23 protein-coding genes and 1 pseudogene are annotated in these 21722 nt (G+C 64.9%); 15 read left to right on the top strand and 9 right to left on the bottom strand.

Annotation, left to right across the window (positions count from 1 at the left end):
- Entirely contained in the window at window positions 1-849 is an 849-nt protein-coding gene (locus KJP29_RS03145) for a GH25 family lysozyme (protein WP_255553409.1), read from the bottom strand.
- Between the two features lie 328 nt (window positions 850-1177).
- Between KJP29_RS03145 and KJP29_RS03140 the strand changes: the two genes are divergently transcribed.
- Window positions 1178-2299: a class I SAM-dependent RNA methyltransferase gene (locus tag KJP29_RS03140; RefSeq protein ID WP_218462099.1), complete on the top strand. Its 1122-nt coding sequence runs from the start codon at window positions 1178-1180 to the stop codon at window positions 2297-2299.
- On the opposite strand, the gene KJP29_RS03135 is transcribed toward KJP29_RS03140, so the two are convergent.
- Window positions 2280-2738: a DUF2059 domain-containing protein gene (locus KJP29_RS03135; RefSeq protein ID WP_218462097.1), complete on the bottom strand. Its 459-nt coding sequence runs from the start codon at window positions 2736-2738 to the stop codon at window positions 2280-2282. The two genes, KJP29_RS03140 and KJP29_RS03135, sit on opposite strands and share 20 nt — an antisense overlap.
- A gap of 112 nt (window positions 2739-2850) precedes the next feature.
- Between KJP29_RS03135 and dapB the strand changes: the two genes are divergently transcribed.
- Entirely contained in the window at window positions 2851-3618 is a 768-nt protein-coding gene (gene dapB / locus KJP29_RS03130; protein WP_218462096.1) for a 4-hydroxy-tetrahydrodipicolinate reductase, read from the top strand.
- A 120-nt stretch (window positions 3619-3738) separates the two neighbouring features.
- A pseudogene (locus KJP29_RS19280) lies at window positions 3739-3843 on the top strand (chemotaxis protein MotB); the annotation flags it as partial.
- Between the two features lie 240 nt (window positions 3844-4083).
- On the opposite strand, the gene KJP29_RS03125 reads toward KJP29_RS19280, so the two are convergent.
- Together KJP29_RS03125 and KJP29_RS03120 are read right to left on the bottom strand one after the other, a co-directional pair.
- Window positions 4084-4437 (bottom strand): hypothetical protein, encoded by a 354-nt coding sequence (locus KJP29_RS03125; protein WP_218462095.1) that lies wholly within the window; start codon window positions 4435-4437, stop codon window positions 4084-4086.
- Window positions 4424-4729 (bottom strand): rod-binding protein, encoded by a 306-nt coding sequence (locus KJP29_RS03120; protein ID WP_218462093.1) that lies wholly within the window; start codon window positions 4727-4729, stop codon window positions 4424-4426. Before KJP29_RS03120 ends, KJP29_RS03125 begins: the two co-directional genes overlap by 14 nt.
- 1088 nt (window positions 4730-5817) lie before the next feature.
- Here KJP29_RS03120 and KJP29_RS03115 point away from each other — a divergent pair.
- The 6 genes from KJP29_RS03115 to KJP29_RS03090 all read left to right on the top strand — a co-directional run bounded on the left by KJP29_RS03115 (window position 5818) and on the right by KJP29_RS03090 (window position 11498).
- Window positions 5818-6327 (top strand): flagellar hook-length control protein FliK, encoded by a 510-nt coding sequence (locus KJP29_RS03115; protein ID WP_218462091.1) that lies wholly within the window; start codon window positions 5818-5820, stop codon window positions 6325-6327.
- Between the two features lie 10 nt (window positions 6328-6337).
- Complete coding sequence (locus tag KJP29_RS03110; protein WP_218462089.1) at window positions 6338-7018, top strand: flagellar hook capping FlgD N-terminal domain-containing protein; 681 nt, start codon at window positions 6338-6340, stop codon at window positions 7016-7018.
- Window positions 7019-7103: 85 nt separating this feature from the next.
- Entirely contained in the window at window positions 7104-7982 is an 879-nt protein-coding gene (gene serB, locus KJP29_RS03105; protein WP_218462087.1) for a phosphoserine phosphatase SerB, read from the top strand.
- A 215-nt stretch (window positions 7983-8197) separates the two neighbouring features.
- Window positions 8198-8722, top strand: a complete 525-nt coding sequence (locus KJP29_RS03100) for an invasion associated locus B family protein (protein ID WP_218462085.1) — start codon at window positions 8198-8200, stop codon at window positions 8720-8722.
- A gap of 106 nt (window positions 8723-8828) precedes the next feature.
- Window positions 8829-10025, top strand: a complete 1197-nt coding sequence (gene rlmN / locus KJP29_RS03095) for a 23S rRNA (adenine(2503)-C(2))-methyltransferase RlmN (protein ID WP_218462084.1) — start codon at window positions 8829-8831, stop codon at window positions 10023-10025.
- A 72-nt stretch (window positions 10026-10097) separates the two neighbouring features.
- Entirely contained in the window at window positions 10098-11498 is a 1401-nt protein-coding gene (locus KJP29_RS03090; RefSeq protein WP_218462082.1) for a dihydrolipoyl dehydrogenase, read from the top strand.
- A 3-nt stretch (window positions 11499-11501) separates the two neighbouring features.
- Here KJP29_RS03090 and KJP29_RS03085 read toward each other — a convergent pair whose 3' ends face one another.
- The gene (locus KJP29_RS03085; protein WP_218462081.1) at window positions 11502-12521 is read right to left on the bottom strand and encodes a hypothetical protein; all 1020 of its coding nucleotides are present in this window, start codon (window positions 12519-12521) and stop codon (window positions 11502-11504) included.
- Between the two features lie 50 nt (window positions 12522-12571).
- Complete coding sequence (gene greA, locus KJP29_RS03080) at window positions 12572-13042, bottom strand: transcription elongation factor GreA (protein ID WP_218462080.1); 471 nt, start codon at window positions 13040-13042, stop codon at window positions 12572-12574.
- 256 nt (window positions 13043-13298) lie between these two features.
- Between greA and KJP29_RS03075 the strand changes: the two genes are divergently transcribed.
- The 3 genes from KJP29_RS03075 to KJP29_RS03065 all read left to right on the top strand — a co-directional run bounded on the left by KJP29_RS03075 (window position 13299) and on the right by KJP29_RS03065 (window position 17619).
- Window positions 13299-14948, top strand: a complete 1650-nt coding sequence (locus KJP29_RS03075; protein WP_218462079.1) for an electron transfer flavoprotein-ubiquinone oxidoreductase — start codon at window positions 13299-13301, stop codon at window positions 14946-14948.
- 108 nt (window positions 14949-15056) lie between these two features.
- Entirely contained in the window at window positions 15057-16802 is a 1746-nt protein-coding gene (locus KJP29_RS03070) for a tetratricopeptide repeat protein (protein ID WP_218462078.1), read from the top strand.
- On the top strand, window positions 16792-17619 hold the full coding sequence (locus KJP29_RS03065) for a 4-(cytidine 5'-diphospho)-2-C-methyl-D-erythritol kinase (protein WP_218462358.1): 828 nt from the start codon (window positions 16792-16794) through the stop codon (window positions 17617-17619). The genes KJP29_RS03070 and KJP29_RS03065 overlap by 11 nt, the downstream gene beginning before the upstream one ends.
- Here the strand turns inward: KJP29_RS03065 and KJP29_RS03060 are convergent.
- Window positions 17612-18607 (bottom strand): polyprenyl synthetase family protein, encoded by a 996-nt coding sequence (locus tag KJP29_RS03060; protein WP_218462357.1) that lies wholly within the window; start codon window positions 18605-18607, stop codon window positions 17612-17614. The genes KJP29_RS03065 and KJP29_RS03060 overlap by 8 nt on opposite strands.
- A gap of 81 nt (window positions 18608-18688) precedes the next feature.
- Here KJP29_RS03060 and KJP29_RS03055 point away from each other — a divergent pair, with 81 nt between their 5' ends.
- From KJP29_RS03055 to KJP29_RS03045, 3 genes are all read left to right on the top strand, one after another.
- Window positions 18689-18907: a DUF2007 domain-containing protein gene (locus KJP29_RS03055; RefSeq protein WP_218462077.1), complete on the top strand. Its 219-nt coding sequence runs from the start codon at window positions 18689-18691 to the stop codon at window positions 18905-18907.
- A 2-nt stretch (window positions 18908-18909) separates the two neighbouring features.
- Window positions 18910-19671, top strand: a complete 762-nt coding sequence (locus tag KJP29_RS03050; protein ID WP_218462076.1) for a tRNA1(Val) (adenine(37)-N6)-methyltransferase — start codon at window positions 18910-18912, stop codon at window positions 19669-19671.
- A 174-nt stretch (window positions 19672-19845) separates the two neighbouring features.
- Entirely contained in the window at window positions 19846-20013 is a 168-nt protein-coding gene (locus tag KJP29_RS03045) for a YdcH family protein (protein ID WP_218462075.1), read from the top strand.
- Between the two features lie 7 nt (window positions 20014-20020).
- On the opposite strand, the gene KJP29_RS03040 is transcribed toward KJP29_RS03045, so the two are convergent.
- Together KJP29_RS03040 and phbB are read right to left on the bottom strand one after the other, a co-directional pair.
- Entirely contained in the window at window positions 20021-20887 is an 867-nt protein-coding gene (locus KJP29_RS03040) for a DMT family transporter (protein ID WP_370630771.1), read from the bottom strand.
- A gap of 73 nt (window positions 20888-20960) precedes the next feature.
- Window positions 20961-21683 carry an acetoacetyl-CoA reductase gene (gene phbB, locus KJP29_RS03035; protein ID WP_218462073.1) on the bottom strand — a complete coding sequence of 241 codons (723 nt, stop codon included), beginning with the start codon at window positions 21681-21683 and terminating at the stop codon, window positions 20961-20963.
- Between the last annotated feature and the right edge of the window lie 39 nt (window positions 21684-21722).

The raw sequence follows: 21722 nt of genomic DNA, 5'->3' as shown, positions 1-21722 counted from the left end.
CTAACGCTGAACCCGCGCGGCGAGCCATCCGGCCCAGGAGGAGGTATCGCCCGCAAAGGCGTTCAGGTCCACGTTGCCTTTGATCCCAGGTGCGACACCGGTGCCGGAATACTGCCAGAAGCTCCAGCGTTCGCCGGGATAGCGTTCCGAGGGATGCGCCGCGACCGAACGCAGCCAGAACTCGACCCCACCCAGCGTGCCCAGCGCGTTGTCTTCGTAGAAGTCCGGCGTCACATAGACTACGGGGGGCGTGCCGTAATGTGCCTGGATAACCCGGGAATAGCGGCGAATGATCTCGTGGATCTCGGCCGGTTCCGGGAAGATGCGGCAATTGCGCGACTGGTGGTTCCACTCCATGTCGAGCACCGGAGGAAGATCGCCCGGCTGGCGCGGGACATTGGCGATGAACCAGCGCGCCTGTTCTTCGGGCGTGCGGCAGAAATAATAGAAGTGATAGGCCCCGACCGGCACCCCGGCGGCGCGTGCGCGCGGTGCATTGAGCGCGTAACCCGGATCGAGGTGGTCGCCCCCCTCGGTCGCCTTGAGCCAGGCAAAGCTGATGCCCGCGTTCTTGGCGGAGAAGAAGTCGATCTCGCCCTGATAGCGCGCCGCGTCGATGCCATGGACGGCATAGCGGTTGGGCATGATGCCCTCCCACTCATGCGGATCGGTGTCGCCAAAGCGCGAGGGGATACCGCGCGCCGGGTAATTCTCGGCGAGCAATTCACGTGGAGATTCGAGCCGGCCGCGTTGTGGGCTCTTGCCACAGGCGGTCAGCACCAATGCTGTAAGAAGTAGGAGGATGACGAGCGTTGACCGCCCTTTGGCCATCGCGGGAGTTGCGAACATGACTGTCCCTTGGTTGGTGTTCTTGTGTTTCTGCCTCGGGGTCGAGCGTAACCAAAGGGAGGCGACTTTGCACGGGGGCGCGCGCACCGATCACGCAAGCGTCAGCGCGTTGCCGCTTATGGACAAGGCGGGGCGACCCTTCCGGGTTGGGACCGTTCGTGAGACAGGCCATCCGGGGCTCTCGCGGAGAGCGCGGGCCGGGGGTTTCACACCCCCGGACCCCCGTGAGGTATTTATGAAGCAGTGAAGGAGCATGGGAAGCGGGGCGCAAGGGGCACCTATCTCGCGCGCCCTTCCCCAAGGCAGACGAAGGCGATAGACCACGGGGATGCAGGAACTTGACATCTTTGCCGTATGCCCGCCCGGGCTGGAACCCCAGCTCGCTGCCGAATGCCGGGCGCTTGGCTTCACGCGAGGCAAGCCGGAGGCCGGTGGCGTCACGCTCCGGGGCGGCTGGTCCGAGGTCTGGCGTGCCAACCTCGAATTGCGGGGCGCGACACGGGTCCTTGTTCGGCTGGGGAGTTTTCCCGCCTTCCACCTCGCCCAGCTCGACAAACGGGCACGCGGGTTCGATTGGTCCGTGCTGCAGCCGCATATCCCCGTGCGCGTCGATGTGACGACCAACAAGAAGTCCAAGATCTATCACGCGGGCGCGGCGGCCGAACGGATCGAACGCGCGATCCGCGAAGAACGCGGGGCCCCTATCGAAGCCGAAGCCCCGGTGCGGATCATGGCGCGGATCGACCGCGACCTCGTCACGATCAGCATCGACAGCTCGGGCGAGAGCCTGCACAAGCGCGGCCACAAGCGGCATACCGGAAAGGCTCCGATCCGGGAAACGCTTGCGGCCCTTCTGCTTCGGGCCTGCGACTACCAACCGGGAGAAGCCGTGGTGGATCCGATGTGCGGGTCGGGCACCTTTCTTCTGGAAGCCGCGGAATGGGCATCGGACCTTCAACCCGGTCGGGACCGCGACTTTGCCTTCGAGCATCTGACGAGTTTCGACCCGGACGCCTTTGCCTCGCTGCGACGTGACGGATCGGCTCCGGGAGTCGCCGCGGTTTTCTACGGCTCGGACCGCGACAGGGGCGCGGTGGACGGAGCGCTTCGCAACGCCGAGTCCGCCGGGGTCGACGGCCTGTGTCACTTCACCTGCCAGCCGCTCGCCGCGCTCGAACCGCCACCGACGCCGCCCGGCCTCGTCATCTTGAACCCGCCCTATGGCGAACGGATCGGCGCCGAGAAGAGTGGAAAGGGGCCGCTCTATGCGCTCTACGGCAGTTTCGGCAAGATCATGACCGAACGCTTCCCCGGCTGGCGCGTGGGGCTGGTCACCTCCGACCCGAATCTTGCGCATGTCACGGGGCTCGACCTGTCCTCGGGGCCGGTCATCGACAATGGCGGCATCAAGGTGAAGCTCTATCAGGCGGTCATTCCTCGAGGATCCTGACGATGTCGGGCAGGACCGCCTGTTGCACCGGCACCATCACCTGCGCCATGGCACCCATCACGCCCTGCATATAGGGCTGCATCTTCGACATGGCCGAGGCCCCCGCGTCCGACTGGTAGAATTCGGTGAGCGCCTCGATCTCCTCCACTGTGAAGAGCGCGGACATCTGGGTGACCATGACCTCCATGACCTCCGGCTTCTTCTCCATCATTGCCACCGACAGGATCGCGCCGATGCGGGCCATCTTGTCAGGGGAAATCTCGACATCGGCCGGAACGCCGGCACGGAAGAATTGCGCGACCATGGCGGGGGCGAACATGTCGTCGATCTGGCGTTGCACGACGGGCAGGCCGGCATAGGCCTCGGCGGCACTGCGCGCGTCCTCTGCGGAGAGGGGCGCGGCGGCGAGATAGGAAACGAAAGCAAGAGCGTGACGCATGAGAGGGCTCCATCCTTTCGGGTCAGAGTGGCGCGCGATGGACCCCCTGTGAAGCCCCGGCTTGTGGAGGGGGAGGGTTTTCCGCAGGATCGCCGCAACGAAGGAGGCAGTCATGAGAGTATGCGTCGGCGGGATCACCGGTTGGACCGGGGGCGAGATTGCACGCGCGGTCGAAGCGGCGGAGGACATGGAACTGGTCGCGGGCCTGTCCCGGTCGCGCGCCGGAACCGAGGTCTTGGGCGCTCCCTGCTTCGGGACCATCGAAGAGGCGCTCACGGTCGATTGGGACGTGCTCATCGACTACACCGCGCGAGACGCCGTGCTGCACCATACGCTTGCGAGCCTCGGAGCGGGGCGGCGGGTGGTCATCGGAACTTCCGGCCTGACCGCCGAAGACTTTGCCCGGATCGAAGCGGCGTCGAAAGACGCAGGGGTCGGCGTCGTGGCGAGCGGCAACTTCGCCCTGACCGCCGCGCTCATGACCCGGTTCTCCATCATGGCGGCGGACTACCTCGACTGGTTCGAGATCATCGACTACTCGCGCCCGAAAAAGACCGACGCGCCGACCGGCACGGCCCGGGAACTGGCCGAGCGCATGGGAGCAGTGAAACAGCCGCGATACGAGGTCGACCCGGCGACGGTCAATGGCGAGCCGGGTCTGCGGGGCGGCACGATCAACGGGGTTCAGGTGCATTCGCTCCGGATGCCGAGTTACTCCGCCACCGTCACCAGCACCTTCGCGAACGGAAATTCCCGGCTGACGATCACCCATGACGCGGACACGCATTCCGCCGACATCCTCGTGCCGGGCACGCTTCTGGCGGCGCGTCGGGTGATGGAGATGCAGGGGCTCACGCGCGGTCTAGACCGGCTGCTGTGAGCTCTGGGGGCAGACGTTAACCATTTGCCTGGAAACCGGTGCCTCCTGACCGACCGTAAACCGCACCTTAACCGAGCGACCGCTAGACCGGTCGACGGGTGAAATCAGAGGTGCGGTGGGATGAGCGCGCAGGGAAACGCGCCCATCATCATCAAGAAGGTGAAAAAGGGTGGTGGCGAAGCCCACCACGGTGGCGCATGGAAGGTGGCCATTCGTTGGTTCCTTTAGTCAGTCGGCGCATCTTTCGCGCCAGTGAGAGGTCCGCCCGCGCGGGGCGGGTTCCAGAGTCGTTCTGACCTCTGCGCGCCGTTGACTTCCTGGCCCGCGCCACCCCCTCAGGATGCAGGGTCAACCTGCGACGGGAGTGCTAAAAGAACGGTGAACGTATTCGCGGCGATTATGTCGGATTTTAGGCGAAATCGCGGCTGCTTCCGGTCCGCTGTCCTTGATCGCGCGTCGCCTTCCTCAGGCGCGCTTGTTGAAGCCCGGGTCCGGTTTTCCTAGGGCGCTCGACTGACCATCGCGTCCATAGGTCCGAAGGTCCGGGGGCGCAGTCGTCACCTGTGCGAGCTGGTCTTGCACCGCCTTGAACCCGCGCGCCGAAGCCAGCAGCAGATCGCTGTTGCGTTCGGCCCTACGTTTCAGATCGGCGAGGTTGTGGCGCTGAAACCGGGGGCGCGCGAGTTTCTTCAGGAATCGTTCCTTTTCGACGGCCATCCTGTGCACCGCCGCAATGTCCCCCCGCAGGATGAGAGCCTTTTCATAGTCGAGAAACCGGGAAAACGCCTGCGCCGTGTTCTTGCCGTCAAAGAATCCCATCGGCGCGCTCCTTCAAGGCATCGAACAGCATCTCCGACAGACCGATCCCGCCCGCGTCGACCATCATTCGTGCCTGTTCGGCCCGCAGGAAGGACGCGAACTGTTCCTCGCCCGCGCCACCGCCAAAGGTCTCGGGCAATCCTCCGAGACCTGCCGACTTCAGCATCTCGGCCAGGAATGTCGCCTCCAGGTCCTTCGCAACGGCACGAAGCCTATCATCGGTCGCAACGGCCGATTGGTCTACCGTCCGCAACGAGGGTTCAATGGGAAGCGTCGGGGCGGATATCTGCATGGCGGTCCTTCGAATTGCGCGAATTTCCGCGATCCTGACCTGCCAGTGGTAAAGAATCGGTAAGGGATCGCAGGTTACATGACGGCAAGCGGCGTCAGAAAACCGGAGCATGAATGGACCTGCCTATTGCAATTGTCGCCCCGCCACCCGCGCCTTTGGGGGGACCGGTGAATCCAATCAGACATGCCAACGCCAACCGTGGCTTCGAAGCGGCCTTCGACGAGACGAAGGCGAAGCCTTCGACTGGGGACGGGACGCAGGACATCGGGCCGGATAAGGCCGGGTCGAAGGCCTGCGTGCCCGGGGACGGGCAGAACGGAGAGCCGGATGACCAAGCCGGTCCTGTCCCCTCGGAAGTCGCAGGCCTTGTCGCTGAAGCCCCGGCTCCGCTGATTGCGGTTTCCTTGCCGGATGTCCGGCAGATATCAGAGATGCCCGCGGGCGACGCCGTGGAAGCCGCTGTGGTTGCGGGGCGCGACACGCTCTTGCAGGGTGTGGGTCCGACGGATGACTCCCCCCTGCCGCCTCCGGTGGTCGTCGCGCCAGCAGGGTCCGGGCCACAAGCGGCCGACGACGCTCCGGTTGAAAAAGGATCCCGGAATGGACCGCGGCCCGAGGGAGGCTTGGTGTCGTCGGTACACGACGTCGAAGCCGGGACAGATGGCGTCCTCGCTCCGATTGGGCGCGGCGCAGGGGAGACACTGCCAATACTTCCCGGCCCGCCCCGTGCGGCCCTGGTGCCCACATCCCCACCGAACCGCGCGCCCTCCTCCGCGACCCAGCGTCCGGCGCCGAAACCTACGTCCGAAGTCCCGCCTCTGACGGACATGAAACCAGACAGGCCTTCGATGCCGGAGCAAGCTCCGGCGCTGGCACCGCGCCCACCCATTGAAGAACTTCCAGAAGACCAAAGCCCGGGCGCATCGCAAAAAAATCATGTCGATACCGAAGCCCTGAACCCGCGACTCACGCAGATGAACCTTGGCTCGGACGCTCAGCCCCAGGCCTCCGAAACGACCTCGCCTTCTCTCCTGCAATCAGCTCTCGATGGTGTGCCCGTTCAAACTGGCCAAGACACAGCCGGGGAAATGAACTTCGAGCTGGGAACAAAGGCCGCCGAAGGCGCCATGTCGGGAGTTGCCGCGCGCGCGGAACGCACGGGGGCGATGACGTTCGACCCCACTTCTACCCCTACCATGCAGGTTGCACGGCAGATAACGGAGCAGCTTGCCGAGGTCGTGAAGGGAGGAACGGAAGGCAGTCTCGAGGTGTCGCTCCGTCCGGCAGAGCTTGGCAGGCTGAGCCTCGCCTTTTCGTCCGACGGGGCGGCGATGACCGTGACCCTCACGACCGAACGGCCGGAAACGCTCGACCTCGTCCGGCGCAACATCGGTCTCCTGGAACAGGAGTTGCGGGGCCTTGGCTACCAGTCCCTGAACTTCAGCTTCGGCGAGGGCGCGCCCCGGTCGGGCCAGGAATCGAGTGGCTCGGGAGAGCCGTGGAAGAAGAACGAACCTGCCCCGACGAACGATATCCCGGACGCCGCGCGCCCAGTTGGCTTGCCCCGGTCCACCGGCGCGCTGGACCTGCGACTATGAGGAGAACGACATGGATGTGACCTCCACGACCTACACCAACACGACCTATGGCGCGTCATCGGGCACCGCCGGTTCGGCGACCGGACAGGGCACGATGATCTCGTCGGACTTCGAGACGTTTCTGAAGATGCTGACCGTGCAGATGGAAAATCAGGATCCGCTCAATCCGATCGAAAGCTCCGATTACGCGGTGCAGCTGGCCACCTTCTCCGGGGTCGAGCAACAGGTGCGCACAAACGACCTTCTGAAGGAGGTGCAGGCACAGCTGGGCGTGCTCTCGATGTCCGACCTCGTCGGATGGGTCGGCATGGAAGCGCGCGCGACCACGTCGGCGTATTTCCAGCTGGCACCCGTCGACCTCGCCCTGGCACCCGCGTCCGGGGCGACGAGCGCCTTCGTCGTCGTGCGGGACGCCGCGGGGCAACAGGTCGACTGGTTCGAGGTCTCGGTCGCCGAAGAAAGCACCCAATGGGCCGGGCTCGGCCCCACGGGAACCTTGATGCCGGAGGGGGACTATTCCTTCCACCTTCAAAGCTACAACGTGGACGGGCTGATGACGGAAGCGCAGATGGCCGTCTATTCGGAGGTGGTGGAAGCCAAGGTCGAAGGCGGACAGACCATCCTGATCCTCGCGTCGGGAGACGAAATCGCCGCGACCGACGTCGATGCGCTTCGGGCGCCGCAGGGATGACACACGGCCAACGCTCAGAACCGGGCAACAACCGGCTGGAACTCGGTCAAGGCAGCGGGTAACGGTCCCGAGGAAGGAGACCGCGATGTTCACGACCATTCTGATCGGCAAACCCGGCACGAACGCGATCGACGCGACGACGGCCGAATCCCTGCGCAATGCCTGGGGAGGCAATGGCCTTCGTTGGCTCGCGCCGGGCGACGCGGCTGAATTCGACATGCCAGCGATGCCCGACACCCGATGGTCGGTCTGGGAGGACCTTCAGTCTCTCGGACTGGACCTCGTCGTCCTGCCCACGCGGAACCGGAAGAAGCGCATGCTGCTTGCCGACATGGACAGCACCATGATCCAGCAGGAGTGCATCGACGAACTGGCCGCCGAAGCCGGCGTCGGGACCCATGTCGTCGATATCACGGCCCGCGCCATGAACGGCGAGCTCGACTTCGAGGCCGCGCTTCGCGAGCGGGTCGGACTGTTGAAGGATCTCCCGGCCGAGGTGATCGACCACGTGCTCGCGACGCGCATCACCTTCATGCCCGGCGGCCGTGACCTGGTCGCGACCATGCGGGCGAACGGCGGCCATGCGGCGCTCGTCTCTGGCGGGTTCACCTCCTTTACCCACAAGGTCGCCGCGCATCTGGGGTTTGACGAACACCGCGCGAACACACTCGACATCGTCGACGGCAAGCTCGCCGGCACGGTTGCCGAACCGATCCTCGGGCGCGCGGCCAAGGTGGCGGCGCTGGAAGAGATCAGCGCGCGGCTGGGCCTCGGGCATGAAGACGTCATGGCAGTGGGCGACGGGGCCAACGACCTTGGCATGCTCGGGCTTGCGGGCGCCGGGGTGGCGCTCCACGCCAAACCCGCCGTCGCGGCGCAATGCGACATCCGAGTGAATCACGGTGACCTGACGGCGCTCCTCTATATTCAGGGCTACGCCAAATCCGAGTTTGTGAGTGGATAGTCTCCGGATCCCCGGCTGCGCAAACCTTCGCCGGTCGCCCAATCCCCCGTATTCGTGCGATTTTCCGCCGACGGGGCTTTCAAAATCCGGCGAAAACACGTTACAATCCCGCCCATGAGTTGAACGGGCCGCCGAGCCATGAAAGACCACGCAGATGGTAGAATGGCACCCAAGGTGGGCCAAGAGGCAGTAGCAGTCTGGAGGCTGTGTTAGACATGACATCACGCATCGCACAGGGTCTGTGCTTCGCGGCGGTCGCCATGGGCGTCGGCGTCGGAGCAGCTTGGGCTCAGGAAAGCACGAACCGCGTCGCGGCGAACACCGATTGGAGCGTCTTCGTCGAAGGCGACCCGCAGGAATGCTGGAGCGTTTCCAAGCCGAAACAGACGGTCAACACGAAAGACGGCCGCTCGGTCGCCGTGAACCGGGGCGACATCCTGCTCTTCGTCAGCTACCGCGCGGACGCGAAGGGCGTCGTGAGCTTCACGGGGGGCTACCCCTTTGCGGGCGGGTCGACCGTCACGCTGACCGTGGGCGACAGCACGTTCAACCTCTTCACCGACGGGGAATGGGCCTGGTCCGGCGGCCCGGAAGAGGATGCCAAGATCGTGGCGGCGCTGAAGAACGGCGCGAATGCGGTGCTTGTCGGCAACTCGAGCCGCGGCACGCGGACCGAGGACACCTTCAGCCTCATGGGCTTCACTGCCGCCGTGGACGACGCTGGCGCGCGCTGCCAGTAAACCGACCCCTCATTTGTTACCGCGCCCCGGTCCGCACCGGGGCGTTTTCTTTTGATTTGTGCTAGGGTTTCCCTATATAGCCCCTCATCCCACTGGAGCTTGGACAATGACCGCATCGGCCCCGATCACACAGGACGTTCTGACGATCCCCCGCAAGGATGCGGAGGGGGCTGGCCCCCTGTCGGGCAAGGTGAACCTCGTCGGTCTCACCCGGGACGGAATGCGCGAGGCGCTGATCGCGGCAGGCACGCCCGAAAAACAGGCGAAGATGCGCATGGGTCAGGTCTGGCAATGGGTCTACCAGAAGGGTGTGCGCGACTTCGACGCGATGACCAACCTCGCCAAGGACTACCGCGCGCTCCTGTCCGAAAACTTCGAGATCCGCATTCCCGAGGTCGTGTCGAAACAGGTCTCGACCGACGGCACACGGAAATACCTCGTTCGCATCGCAGGCGGGCATGAGGTCGAGGTCGTCTATATACCCGAGGAAGATCGCGGCACGCTTTGCGTGTCGTCGCAGGTCGGCTGCACGCTTACCTGTTCCTTCTGCCACACCGGCACGCAGAAACTCGTGCGCAACCTCACGGCGGGCGAGATCGTCGGCCAGATCATGATGGCGCGCGACGACCTGGGCGACTGGGTCCCGGCCGGCAAGGGCATGGGCGAACAACCACGTCTGGTTTCCAACATCGTGCTGATGGGCATGGGCGAGCCGCTCTACAACTTCGAGGCCGTGCGCGATGCGATGAAGATCGCGATGGACGGCGAGGGGATTTCCCTCAGCCGCCGCCGGATCACGCTGTCCACTTCGGGCGTCGTGCCCGAGATTGCACGCGCCGGCGAGGAAATCGGCTGCATGCTCGCGATTTCGTTCCACGCGACGACCGACGAAACGCGCGACAAGCTCGTCCCGATCAACAAGCGCTGGAACATCGAGACGCTGCTTCAGGCGCTGCGCGACTATCCGAAGCTGTCGAACTCCGAGCGGATCACCTTTGAATACGTGATGCTCGCTGGCGTGAACGACACGGACGAGGACGCCTATCGCCTGCTCGAGCTGATCAAGGGCATTCCGGCCAAGATCAACCTCATCCCCTTCAACGAATGGCCCGGCGCGCCTTACAAGCGGTCGTCCAACAATCGTATCAGGGCCTTCGCGAACATCATCTATCAAGCGGGCTATGCCTCGCCGATCCGCACCCCGCGCGGCGAGGACATCATGGCGGCCTGTGGACAGCTCAAGTCCGCCACCGAACGGGCGCGCAAGTCGAAGGCCGAGATCGCCAGGGAAACCGGGCTCTAGGAACTTCCTGACCCCGCCCTCCGTTTGGTGTCGTCAGGAACGACGCCCGCGAGCCGCGGGGGAAAGGAAGTCATGGCCGACCTAACCTGTGACGTTGCCGTGATCGGCGCGGGCACCGCCGGGATCGCAGCCGAGCGGAACGCCCGCAAGCACGGCGCGACCACGCTTCTGATCGACCCTCATTTCAACGGCACCACCTGCGCCACGGTGGGCTGCATGCCGTCCAAGGTTCTGATCGCCTCGGCCCGGGCAGCGCATGAGGCCCGGCGGGGCGAGGACTTCGGGATCGCGACCGGCGAGGTCACGGTGGATGGCGTCGCGGTCATGAAACGCGTGCGGGCCCTGCGCGACCGTTTCGCGGGCGGCGTGCGCGACGGCTTCGCCAAGTTGCCCGAAGGCACGATGGTCCAGGCCCGCGCCCGGTTCACGGGCCCCACGACGCTCGCCCTCGACGACGGCCGGGAGGTCGAGGCCAAGGCGATCATCATCGCAACCGGCGCCACGCCGATGGTTCCCCCGCCTTACCGCGATCTCGGGGACGCGCTGCTCACCAACGAGGCGATCTTCGATCTTCCCGACCTGCCCCAGTCGCTCGCGGTCATCGGCGCCGGGGTCGTCGGGCTGGAACTTGCGCAGGCAATGGCGCGGTTGGGTGTTCGGGTCAGCGTATTCGACATGGGGGAAACGCTTGCCGGCGCGCGCTGCGACCGGACCGAAGCGGCGCTGAAGGCCGTGCTCGAGCGCGACCTTCACCTGCATATGGGGACCAAGCCCGAACCCGAGGCGACGGAGGGCGGGGTCACCATCCGCTGGGACGACGGGGAAGCGCAGTTCGACAAGGTTCTGGTCGCCACCGGCCGCCCGCCTGCGCTAGAGGGTCTCGGGCTGGAGGCGACCGGCCTTCATCTCGACGACCACGGATTGCCCAAGGTCGATCCCGATACGATGCAGTGTGGCGACGCCCCCATCTTCATCGCGGGGGACGTGAACGCGGATCGCCCTGTGCTTCACGAAGCCTCGGATGAAGGCTCGATCGCGGGGCGTAACGCGGTGGCCTACCCGGCCCTCATACGCTCTGACCGCAAGACCCCGTTCTCGATCATCTTCACCGACCCGCCCTTCGTCTCCATCGGGGCGTCGCCGGATGACGGGGCGGTGACCGGCACGTCCGATTACGGCAATCAGGGCCGCGCGCGGGTGGACGGGGTCAACGAAGGGATCGTCCGTCTCTATGCCGCCGCGCCCGACGGGCGCTTGATCGGGGCCGATCTGTGTTGCCCCGGTGCCGATCACCTGGGGCACATGCTGGCCTGGGCCGTGCAGGGCAAGATGACCGCGACCGAGATCCTGGCGATGCCCTATTATCACCCGACTCTGGAGGAAGGATTGCGCAGTGCGCTGCGCGATATCTGCGGGTCCGTGCCCATCCCGCTGGCCGGCGATCAGGACACCGTCGGCCCGCCCGGGGCCTGACGCCTAGTTGAAGGTGCCGGTAACCCGGCCCAGCAGCATGAAGGCCCTGGCCGTTCGCGTGTCGCCCATGCGCGCAATGTCCTCGTCGCTCGCGCTGTCCGCGAAGTCCGAGAAGATCTCGTCGAATCGGCGCAAGAAATGGTGGGCTGCGTCGCGAAAGATCGGGTCGGCTTTCATCCGCCCGGCCGTGAGCGCCAGTGACGACCGGTCGCGGATCCCGCCCAGCGCAGCCACCTCGCGCCCGCGCGCACCGGCGGCGAAGCGCCGCCAGATTTCGGGCCGCGCGCGATCCGGGCGCAGGTCGTCCATATAGATCCCGTCCTGCGCCAGAAGCGTCAGCACGTCTTGCGAGGCCTGCACGAGGCGGGCGGTCTTTCGGTCCTTCAGCGCCCGGCGCAGGGCGGCGAAGCCCGCCTCGTCCTCGGCGTTCTCGGGGAAATGGAGCGCCCGGATGAAGTCATCGAGCGACAAGGGTGGCGCTGTATCGACCGGCTGCGGATCGAAGGCGAGCGCCGCCTGCGCCTCGAACGGCCCCTGCGGCAGGCGCGGCTTCGGTTCGGGGAGCGGCTCGGCGCGTGGCAGGGTCCGCGTGGTCGTGAAGGTCGCCATGGCCTGTTCGGTCTGACGCTGCGCCTCCTCAAGCTCACGCAGCTTGGCCTCGACTTCGGGCGCGCGGTCGGGTTGGACCTGCGATTGCGTCAGGTAACTCTGTCGCATCGCGTCGATGGTGGCCTGAAGGCGCACGGTCTCTTCGCGCATCGACTGTGCCGAACTTGCCGCCGTCGCCGCCAGCCAGATGATCGCCACCGGGAGGAAGACCGCGAGGAGCGTGACGAGCATGTTTGACGCCGAGGCCCCCGACAGGCCGTTGTCCGCCACCAAAAAGAATACACCGCAGCCCACGATCCACAGGGCCGACAGGCCAAGCGCGATCAGTGCGCCCGGGGTCCATCCGCGCCGCGCCACGGCGTTGCGGGTCAGAACGCCCATTTCGATCTGTTCCGAAACTTTTCCGTCTGCCATCGCGTCCTCAGCGTGTCCGCGCACGAGTCACGGGTCAAACACCCCCGGTATCAGATATAGTCGATCCCGAGGATTTCGTAGCTTTTTTCGCCACCTGGCGTGCGCACTTCCACGCTGTCGCCTTCGTCCTTGCCGATCAACGCCCGCGCGAGCGGCGACTTGATGTTGAGCTTGCCCTTCTCGAGGTCTGCCTCGGGCTCGCCCACGATCTGGTAGGTCTTTTCCTCGTCGGTGTCCTCATCGACCAACCGCACGGTCGCGCCGAACTTGACCGAACCGGAGAGTTTGGCGGCATCGACCACTTCGGCCAGCCCGATGATGCCTTCGAGTTCCTTCACCCGGCCCTCGATGAAGCTCTGTTTTTCCCGGGCGGCATGGTATTCCGCGTTCTCCGACAGGTCGCCATGTTCGCGCGCCTCGGCGATCGCGGCGATGACGGCGGGGCGCTCCACCGACTTCAGGGTCTTCAGTTCATCGTTCAGCGCGGTATAGCCCGCGCGGGTCAGTAGAATCTTTTCCATTGGCCTTACAGTTTTCCGTCTGAGTGCCCCGTTGTCACCCAAACGGACGGGCAGGACACGGGGGAGCGGCGTTGCGCTGCGCTATCGTCCGGCCAAAGAGAAAGCAAGATCAAGCACATTGCAATGAAGATATTTCTCGTCGCAATGACGGTCTTGGCCCTGTGCCGCAGCCTTCACATAACGTTGCGGCGCAATTGACCCTCACCTGACCTCCCTGTAGGCAAGGCGAAACAAAATTTCGTCTGGGGAGCCGGATATGGCTGAAGTTGAACGCGAGTCCATGGAAGTCGATGTTGTGATCGTGGGGGCAGGCCCCGCCGGTCTTTCGGCGGCGATCCGTCTCAAACAACTGGATCCCGAGCTGATGGTCGTTGTCCTCGAGAAGGGGTCCGAAGTCGGCGCGCATATCCTGTCGGGTGCCGTGCTCGATCCCGTGGGGCTCGACAAGCTCCTGCCCGACTGGCGCAGCATGGGTGCGCCGATCACCAACGAGGTCAAGAAGGACAACTTCTACCTCCTCGGCCCGGCGGGCAAGATCCGCGTTCCGAACTGGCCGATGCCCAAGCTCATGTCGAACCACGGCAATTACATCGTGTCGATGGGCAACGTGACCCGCTGGATGGCCGAGCAGGCCGAGGCGCTGGGGGTCGAGGTCTATCCCGGCATGGCGGCCTCGAAGCTGGTCTATGGCGACAATGGCGAGGTCAAGGGCGTCGTGGCCGGCGAGTTCGGCCTGAACCCCGACGGCACGCCCGGCGACGGCTATGAGCCCGGCATGGAGCTTCTGGGCAAATACGTCTTCATCGGGGAAGGCGTGCGCGGCTCGCTCGCGAAAGAGCTGATCGCGAAATACGAACTGTCCAAGGGCCGTGACGTTCAGAAGTTCGGCATCGGCATGAAGGAAATCTGGGACATCGACCCGGAGAAGCATCGCGAGGGCACCGTGACCCACACGATGGGCTGGCCGCTGGGCAAGAACGCGGGCGGCGGCAGCTTCATCTACCACATGGAGAACAACCAGGTCGTCGTGGGCTTCGTCGTCCACCTCAACTACGCGAACCCCTACGTCTATCCCTACATGGAGTTCCAGCAGTTCAAGCACCATCCGGTGGTGGCCGAGCTTCTGAAGGGCGGCAAGCGTGTGGCCTATGGTGCCCGCGCGATCACCGAGGGCGGCTATCAGTCGATGCCGAAGGCGGTCTTCCCCGGCGGCGCGCTTCTGGGCTGCTCCATCGGCCTTGTGAACGTGCCCCGGATCAAGGGCAACCATAACGCCATGCTGTCGGGCATCTCCGCCGCCGAAGCCGCCTTCGACGCGATCAAGGCGGGCCGCGAAGGCGACACGCTCGATGCTTACGAGACCGAGATCCGCACCGGCGAGATCGCCAAGGACCTCAAGCCCGTGCGTAACGTGAAGCCCCTCTGGGCGAAGCGCGGCCTGATGGCCTCGCTCGGGCTGGGCGGTTTCGACATGTGGTGGCAGTCGCTCTTCGGCTTCTCGCTCTTCGGCACGATCAGCCACGGCAAGACCGATGCCGAGGCGACGGGTCTGGCCAAGAACTACAAGGAAATCGACTATCCGAAGCCCGATGGCGTGCTGTCCTTCGACCGGTTGACCAACGTGTCCTTCTCGAACACGAACCACGAGGAAAGCCAGCCCTGCCACCTGAAGCTCAAGGACCCGTCGATCCCGATCGAGGTGAACCTGCCCAAATACGCCGAGCCCGCGCAGCGCTATTGCCCGGCTGCGGTTTATGAGGTGGTCGAGGGCGACAACGGCCCGAAATTCCAGATCAACTTCCAGAACTGCGTCCACTGCAAGACCTGCGACATCAAGGACCCGAGCCAGAACATCAACTGGACGGTGCCTCAGGGCGGCGACGGGCCGAACTATCCCAACATGTGACTCACACATGCAAAAGTGACCGACGGGGCCGCCATAGTGCGGCCCCTTCCATTGAACCCCCCCTGCCCCGGCGTTACGGTCGGACAACCACGATCAGGAGAGGTCGCTTTGCCCACATCCTTCCGCTTCATTCGCGCTGCCGGCTGCTCGGCCCTGCTCGCCGCGCTACTCGCCACCACGACCCTGCCCGCGAGCGCACAGGACATGGACGGCTTCACCGGCTCCTACCTTGCCGCACGGTCGGCCGACGCCAATGCCGACTTCAAGGCGCTGGTGGAATACGGCACCCGCGCGCTGGCCGACCGGCCCGACAATGCCGGGATCATGGAAGGGCTGCTCGTCGCCCACATCGGGCTGGGACAGATCGACATGGCCGTGCCCGTCGCGCGGCGTCTGACGGAGCTTTCCCCGTCCAACGAACTCGGCCAGCTCGTGCTCCTCGGCGATGCCATGGGCAGCGAAGACTGGGCCGGTGTCGACCGCATCCTGTCGGGCGATTTCAGCGTCGGCGGACTCATGGACCCCTTGATCCGCGCCTGGGCCGCAATCGGCGAAGGCAAGATGTCGGATGCGCTCGCGATCTTTGACGATCTCGCGCAGGACGAGGTGGCCGCGCAGGTCTCGGCCTTCCAGAAGGCGCAGGCGCTCGCCTTCGTCGGGGACTACGAGGGAGCGGCCGAGATCCTCTCTGGCGAAACCGTGCCGGTGACCCTGAACCGTGCGGGCGTCATCGCCTATGCGCAAATCCTGAGCCAGCTCGAACGCAATCAGGAAGCCGTTGCGCTGATCGACGAACAGCTTCCCGAAACCGGGGATGAGGAAATCATGACGCTGCGGGCCGAGCTCGATGCCGGCAAGCCGATTGATTTCGACGCGATCCGGTCCCCCAAGGACGGATTGTCGGCGCTCTTCTACAACGTGGGCGAAGCGCTCGCCAACGAAGCCTCGCCCAGCCTCGTCCTCATCTACGCGCGCCTGTCGGAGCATCTGAACCCCGACAACGTGGGCGCGACCCTGTTGACCGCTGCGGTCTTTGAAAACATGGGAAACAACGCGCTCGCCGTGGAGACCTATGACCAGATCGCCGACGACAGCCGGGCCTGGCCGCAGGCCATGATGGGCAAGGCGAACGCGCTCAGGCGCATGGAGCAGCCCGAAGAAGCCATCGCGGCGCTCTCGCAGGTGGCCGACCGTTTCCCGGAGCTGTCCACGATCCATGTCGCGCTGGGCGACGCCTATCGCTACGAAGAAGACTGGGCAGCCTCGCAAGCCGCATACGACGACGCCATCGCGCTCTATACCGAAGATCACCCCGCGCAATGGGCGGTCTACTTCGCACGCGGCATCGTGCAGGAACGTCAGGACCTCTGGACCGAGGCCGAGGCCGATTTCCGCAAGGCGCTCGAGCTGCAGCCCGGGCAACCCTCCGTGCTCAATTACCTCGGCTATTCCTACGTCGAAAAAGGCGAGAACCTCGACGAGGCGCTCGACATGATCCGCGATGCGGTCGAAGCGCGTCCGAACGAAGGCTATATCGTCGACAGCCTCGGCTGGGTCTACTACCGCCTCGGGCGCTATGACGAAGCCGTGGTCGAGATGGAAAAAGCCGTCGCCCTCATGCCGGTCGACCCGGTGGTGAACGACCACCTGGGCGATGTTTATTGGGCCGTGGGCCGGGTGCGCGAGGCCGAGTTCCAGTGGCACCGTGCCCTGAGCTTCGTCACCGAAGACAGCGATCTGGACGAGGTGAAGCCCGACCGGATCCGCCGCAAGCTTGAAGTGGGTCTCGACACGGTGCTCGAAGAAGAGGGCGCCGAACCTCTTCTGACGCGGGAGCGCGCCGCTGCTAACTAAGGTTTTCGCCCCCGCCAAGGTGAACCTCACGCTGCACGTCACCGGGCAGCGCAAGGATGGCTATCATCTGCTCGACAGCCTTGTCGTCTTTGCCGATGTGGGCGACCGCGTCTCGGTGATGGAGACCGAGGAGATGCGCCTCGACGTGACCGGGCCGATGGCTTCGGGCGTACCCACGGACCAAAGCAATCTCGTCTGGCGGGCGGCCGCGCTCTTCGACCGGCCCGTTGCGATCACGCTCTCCAAGTATCTCCCCGCCGCGGCAGGGATTGGCGGCGGCTCGTCCGACGCGGCGGCGACGCTTCTCGCGATGTCCGACCTCACTGGACAGACCCGTTTGCCCGAGGGCTCCGTGGAACTGGGTGCGGATGTGCGGGTCTGCCTGATGCGGCGTGCCAGCCGGATGCAAGGCATCGGCGAGGTGGTCGAACCGGTGCCGAACCTGCCGCCGCTCTTCGCGGTCTTGGCGAACCCCCGTGTCGAAGTGCCCACGCCCGCCGTTTTCAAGGCATTGACCGCAAAGGAAAACCCACCGATGGCCCTCAAGCTCCCGAAATGGCAGGGCACGCGGATCCTCATCGACTGGGTCGCGTCGCAGCGGAACGATCTGGAAGCCCCCGCCATCGCCGCAGCGCCGATCATCGCCGATGTGATTGCATCCCTGGCCGCACTTCCCGGTGCCCGGCTGGCCCGTATGTCGGGCTCAGGTGCCACCTGTTTCGCGCTCTTTGACACGCGCGAAGCCGCAGACGCCGCCGCCGCGACGCTCGCCCAAGCTCAACCTGAGTGGTGGGTCACGCCCGCGACGTTCAGCTGATCCGCTCGACCACGTAGTCCGCAATGTCGTGCAACATGTCGCGGATCGGGTCTTCGGGAAGCGATGTGAGCGCGGCCTTCGCCTTGTCAGCCCAGCCCAGCGCCGCCTGCCGGGTCTCTTCGAGCGCCCCGTGACGGTCCATGATCTCGAGCGCCCGCTCGAGGTCGCCGTCGCGCTGATCGGCCTTTTCCATCGTCCGCTTCCAGAAGGCGCGTTCCTCCGCATCGGCGGCCGCAATCGCCTTGATGATCGGGAGCGTCATCTTCCGGTCGCGGAAGTCATCGCCCACGTTCTTGCCGGTCGCCTCGCCGCCCCAGAAATCGAGAAGGTCGTCGACCACCTGGAACGCGATACCCAGAGCATCGCCATAGTCATAGAGCGCCTCGACCTGTTCCTCTGACACCCCGGCGAGGATCCCCGCCGCTTCGGTCGCCGCCGAAAAGAGCGCCGCAGTCTTGCCACGCACGACCTTGAAATAGATCTCTTCCGTCGTCCCGATGTCCTGCGCCGCAGTCAGTTGCAGCACCTCGCCCTCGGTGATCGTGGCCGAGGCATTGGACAGCACCGCGAGGATGCGCAGGCTCTCGGTGTCGGTCATGAGCTGGAACGCCCGGGCCAGTAGATAATCGCCGACCAGCACGCTCGACTTGTTGTCCCACAAGAGGTTCGCGGTGGGTCTCCCGCGCCGCTGAGCACTTTCGTCCACCACGTCGTCGTGAAGGAGCGTCGCGGTGTGGATGAACTCGATCGCCGTGGCGAGGATGACGTGCTTGTCGCCCTCGTAGCCGCACATCCGCGCCGCCGCGAGCGTGAGCATGGGGCGCAGCCGCTTGCCGCCCGCTTCGACGAGATGCGCCGTCACTTCGGGAATTCTCGGCGCATGTGCCGAGGCCATGCGGGTCCGAATCATGGCATCCACTGCGTTCAGATCGTCGCGCAGATGCGCGGCGAGCCGTTCGTGCGGCTTGTGCGCTTTTTGGTCCAGCATGTTCATGATCCCGTCCGCCCCGCCAGCGGTCAAATTCCGTCTGTCTCGACACACGGCGGGGATACGCTTTAAACCCTCAGTATGAAAGAGCTTCTACGCACCAATGACCCGACCGTGATCGCCTTTGCCAGCGCCATGCTGGCGGGCGAAGGTATATCCGTGTTTCCGATGGACGTCCACATGAGCACGCTGGAAGGGTCAATAGGAATTTTACCACGTCGTCTTATGGTGGCTTCCGATGATCACGCGCGGGCCCTACGAATCCTGCGCGACAACGGGATCGACGTCGAGGAGACATGAGCATGGGATTCGCCCGCAGCGTGGTGACGGAGGACAAGTTCCTCGGCGGACAATTGAAGCTGAAACAGCCGCGCGACGGTTATCGTGCAGGGGTTGACCCGGTGTTCCTCGCCGCCTCGGTGGCGGCGCATGCGGGGGAAAGCGTGCTCGACCTGGGTTGCGGAGCAGGGGCGGCGGCGCTCTGCCTGGCCACCCGCGTCAAGGGGCTGCGCCTCGTCGGTATCGAAAGACAGGCGGACTATGCCGATCTGGCACGCATCAACGCATTCGACAACAACATCGAAATGGACGTCGTCGAAGCCGATCTCGCGAATCTGCCGCCCGAGGTGAAGGTCGACAGTTTCGACCATGTCATCATGAACCCTCCCTACCACCTGCGCGACCGGTCGACGCGCTCGGACGATCCGGGCCGGGACGCCGCCCTCTTCGAGGATACGCCCCTGTCCACCTGGGTCGATGTCGCGACGAAGCGCCTCAAGCCGCGCGGCTATCTGACGATCATCCAGAAGGCCGAACGCCTGCCGGAAGTACTCGGCGCGATGGACGACCGTCTGGGGTCGATCCTCGTGAAGCCTTTGTTGCCCCGGGAAGGACGGGCCGCCGTTCTGGTTCTGGTCACCGCGCGCAAGGGCGGTCGCGGGGCCTTCCGGCTCGCCGCGCCCCTGATCCTGCATGACGGCGCAGAACATGTGGGCGATGTAGAAAGCTACCGGCGCGAGGTTTCCGCGATCCTGCGAGGCGGAGCCCATCTGCCGCTCTGGTGAACCCGCATCGCCGGGTCGGATCGCGTTCCGGCAACGACGTTGAAATATTGCTGCGCGGCAGCACGGGAATCTTAGGCATTTGTTTGCCACGCACCCAGAACATTGCAACGATTCCGTGACACGACTCGAATTTCATGCTGCAATCATCGGGCGATTTCAGACAAGGAGGACGTCATGGACTTGAGCTCCCGCCTGCAGGAACTCCGTCGTAAACACGCAGCCCTTTCGGATCAGGTCGAAGCAGCCCAGCGCAGCCCGAGTGTTCCGGACACCGAAATCAAGGCCATGAAGAAAAAGAAGCTTCGTCTCAAGGATGAGATCGAGCGACTTGCCATGACCTGATTACCCTTTACCCGACATCGTCAGCCTTCCGTCCCGCGAGCGCCGCGATACCGGCGCCAGCGGCGATGAGCATGGCCGCGAGAATGAGCACCGAACTTGGCCGGGCCACCCCGGCCAGGATCAGTACAAGCGTGGACAAGAGCGGCGCCGCATAGCTCGCCGTGCCCAGAAGCTGAATATTGCCGCGCTTCACACCCACATCCCACGTGTAGAAGGCAAGCCCGACCGGACCGAGCCCGAGGCCGATCACCGACGCCCAGCCCAGCGGCGATCCCGGCCAGATCGTTTCCTCGACCGCCAGATGCGCAAGCGCCGACAGGACCGTAGTCGCGATGCAATAGATCGCGACCACGTCGGTCGGCACCGCCCCCAGCCTGCGCGACAGGACCGAGTAGCTCGACCAGGTCAAAGCGCAGAGCGCCGCGAACCCGTAGCCGGCTGCGTATTGCACCGAAAACCCGAGTTCCCCTCGCACCATCAACAGGGCCGCACCGGCAAAGCTGACGAGCGCGCCCAGGACGTGACCCATACGCAGCCGTTCGCCCGGCAGAAGCCCCGAGAAGAGCACGATGAGGAGCGGCCAGAGATAGGCGATCAACCCGGCCTCGGCCGCGGGGGCGTTCCGCAGCGCCGAGAAGTAGAAGAAATGGTAGCCGAAGAGCCCCGCTGTGCCAAAGAGATAGACCCAGACCGACACCCCGGCGAGGCGGCGCCATCCCCCGGTCGCGCTGACCCAGACCACCCCGATCGCGCCCCCGATGGCGAAACAGATCGCGTTGAGTTGCAGCGGGGGCACCGGGGCCGTGCCAACGGTGAACAACGCGAGGAGCGCCCAGAGCAGGACGGCGGTGAAACCGATAAGTGTCGCGCGCATGGTCATTCGGCTCACATGACATGAAAAAACCGGCCCCGAAAGGCCGGTTTCCTCTCCTCCCAGAGAGGGCGCGTCAGACCAGATGCTGCGCGCCGTTCGCCGTGATCGTGGACCCGTTGATGAAACCCGCGTCATCGCCGGCAAGGAAGACCACGCAACGCGCGATCTCTTCCGGTTCACCCAGACGCCCGGCGGGGATGCCGCCGATGATGCTTTCGCGGACCTTCTCCGGCACGGCCATGACCATTTCGGTCGCGATGTAGCCGGGGCAGATCGCATTGGCGGTGATACCGGCCCGCGCGCCTTCCTGCGCGAGCGACTTGATGATGCCAAGATCACCGGCCTTGGTCGCTGCATAGTTCACCTGACCGAACTGGCCCTTCTGGCCGTTGATCGACGAGATGACGATGATGCGGCCGAACTTGCGTTCCCGCATGCCCGGCCAGACCGGGTGCACGGTGTTGAAGACACCGGTCAGGTTCGTGTCAATCACCTGGTGCCACTGTTCCGGCGTCATCTTGTGAAAGGGCGCGTCGCGGGTGATCCCGGCGTTCGCCACCACCACGTCGATCGGGCCAAGGTCGGCCTCGACCTTTTCGATGCCGGCCTTCGACGCGTCGTAGTCGGCCACATTCCATTTGTAGGTCTTGATGCCGGTTTCTTCGGTGAATTTCGCTGCCGCTTCGTCGTTGCCGGCGTAGGTCGCCGCCACTTCGTAGCCCTCGGCCTTCAGCGCCTTCGAAATCGCTTCGCCGATGCCGCGTGATCCGCCTGTCACCAGTGCCACTCGTGCCATGGTGCGTCCTCCCATTCGTTTATGTCCGGTAACTCTGTT

The sequence above is a fragment of the Maritimibacter sp. DP1N21-5 genome, assembly GCF_019218295.1.
Lineage (GTDB): Bacteria > Pseudomonadota > Alphaproteobacteria > Rhodobacterales > Rhodobacteraceae > Maritimibacter.
Note: the sequence above shows the minus strand (reverse complement) of the source record. Positions and strands in the feature narration are given on the sequence as shown.

Bases quoted from the DNA above. Each gene is read 5' to 3' on its own strand.
- KJP29_RS03055 (WP_218462077.1), top strand. From the start codon at position 18,689: ATGAAAGAGCTTCTACGCACCAATGACCCGACCGTGATCGCCTTTGCC.
- KJP29_RS03125 (WP_218462095.1), bottom strand. From the start codon at position 4,437: ATGGGATTCTTTGACGGCAAGAACACGGCGCAGGCGTTTTCCCGGTTT.
- KJP29_RS03115 (WP_218462091.1), top strand. From the start codon at position 5,818: ATGAACTTCGAGCTGGGAACAAAGGCCGCCGAAGGCGCCATGTCGGGA.
- KJP29_RS03085 (WP_218462081.1), bottom strand. From the start codon at position 12,521: ATGGCAGACGGAAAAGTTTCGGAACAGATCGAAATGGGCGTTCTGACC.
- KJP29_RS03120 (WP_218462093.1), bottom strand. From the start codon at position 4,729: ATGCAGATATCCGCCCCGACGCTTCCCATTGAACCCTCGTTGCGGACG.
- KJP29_RS03110 (WP_218462089.1), top strand. From the start codon at position 6,338: ATGGATGTGACCTCCACGACCTACACCAACACGACCTATGGCGCGTCA.
- KJP29_RS03050 (WP_218462076.1), top strand. From the start codon at position 18,910: ATGGGATTCGCCCGCAGCGTGGTGACGGAGGACAAGTTCCTCGGCGGA.
- KJP29_RS03090 (WP_218462082.1), top strand. From the start codon at position 10,098: ATGGCCGACCTAACCTGTGACGTTGCCGTGATCGGCGCGGGCACCGCC.
- KJP29_RS03045 (WP_218462075.1), top strand. From the start codon at position 19,846: ATGGACTTGAGCTCCCGCCTGCAGGAACTCCGTCGTAAACACGCAGCC.
- phbB (WP_218462073.1), bottom strand. From the start codon at position 21,683: ATGGCACGAGTGGCACTGGTGACAGGCGGATCACGCGGCATCGGCGAA.
- KJP29_RS03060 (WP_218462357.1), bottom strand. From the start codon at position 18,607: ATGCTGGACCAAAAAGCGCACAAGCCGCACGAACGGCTCGCCGCGCAT.
- KJP29_RS03100 (WP_218462085.1), top strand. From the start codon at position 8,198: ATGACATCACGCATCGCACAGGGTCTGTGCTTCGCGGCGGTCGCCATG.
- KJP29_RS03135 (WP_218462097.1), bottom strand. From the start codon at position 2,738: ATGCGTCACGCTCTTGCTTTCGTTTCCTATCTCGCCGCCGCGCCCCTC.
- KJP29_RS03075 (WP_218462079.1), top strand. From the start codon at position 13,299: ATGGCTGAAGTTGAACGCGAGTCCATGGAAGTCGATGTTGTGATCGTG.
- dapB (WP_218462096.1), top strand. From the start codon at position 2,851: ATGAGAGTATGCGTCGGCGGGATCACCGGTTGGACCGGGGGCGAGATT.
- serB (WP_218462087.1), top strand. From the start codon at position 7,104: ATGTTCACGACCATTCTGATCGGCAAACCCGGCACGAACGCGATCGAC.
- KJP29_RS03140 (WP_218462099.1), top strand. From the start codon at position 1,178: ATGCAGGAACTTGACATCTTTGCCGTATGCCCGCCCGGGCTGGAACCC.
- rlmN (WP_218462084.1), top strand. From the start codon at position 8,829: ATGACCGCATCGGCCCCGATCACACAGGACGTTCTGACGATCCCCCGC.
- KJP29_RS03145 (WP_255553409.1), bottom strand. From the start codon at position 849: ATGTTCGCAACTCCCGCGATGGCCAAAGGGCGGTCAACGCTCGTCATC.
- KJP29_RS03040 (WP_370630771.1), bottom strand. From the start codon at position 20,887: ATGCGCGCGACACTTATCGGTTTCACCGCCGTCCTGCTCTGGGCGCTC.
- greA (WP_218462080.1), bottom strand. From the start codon at position 13,042: ATGGAAAAGATTCTACTGACCCGCGCGGGCTATACCGCGCTGAACGAT.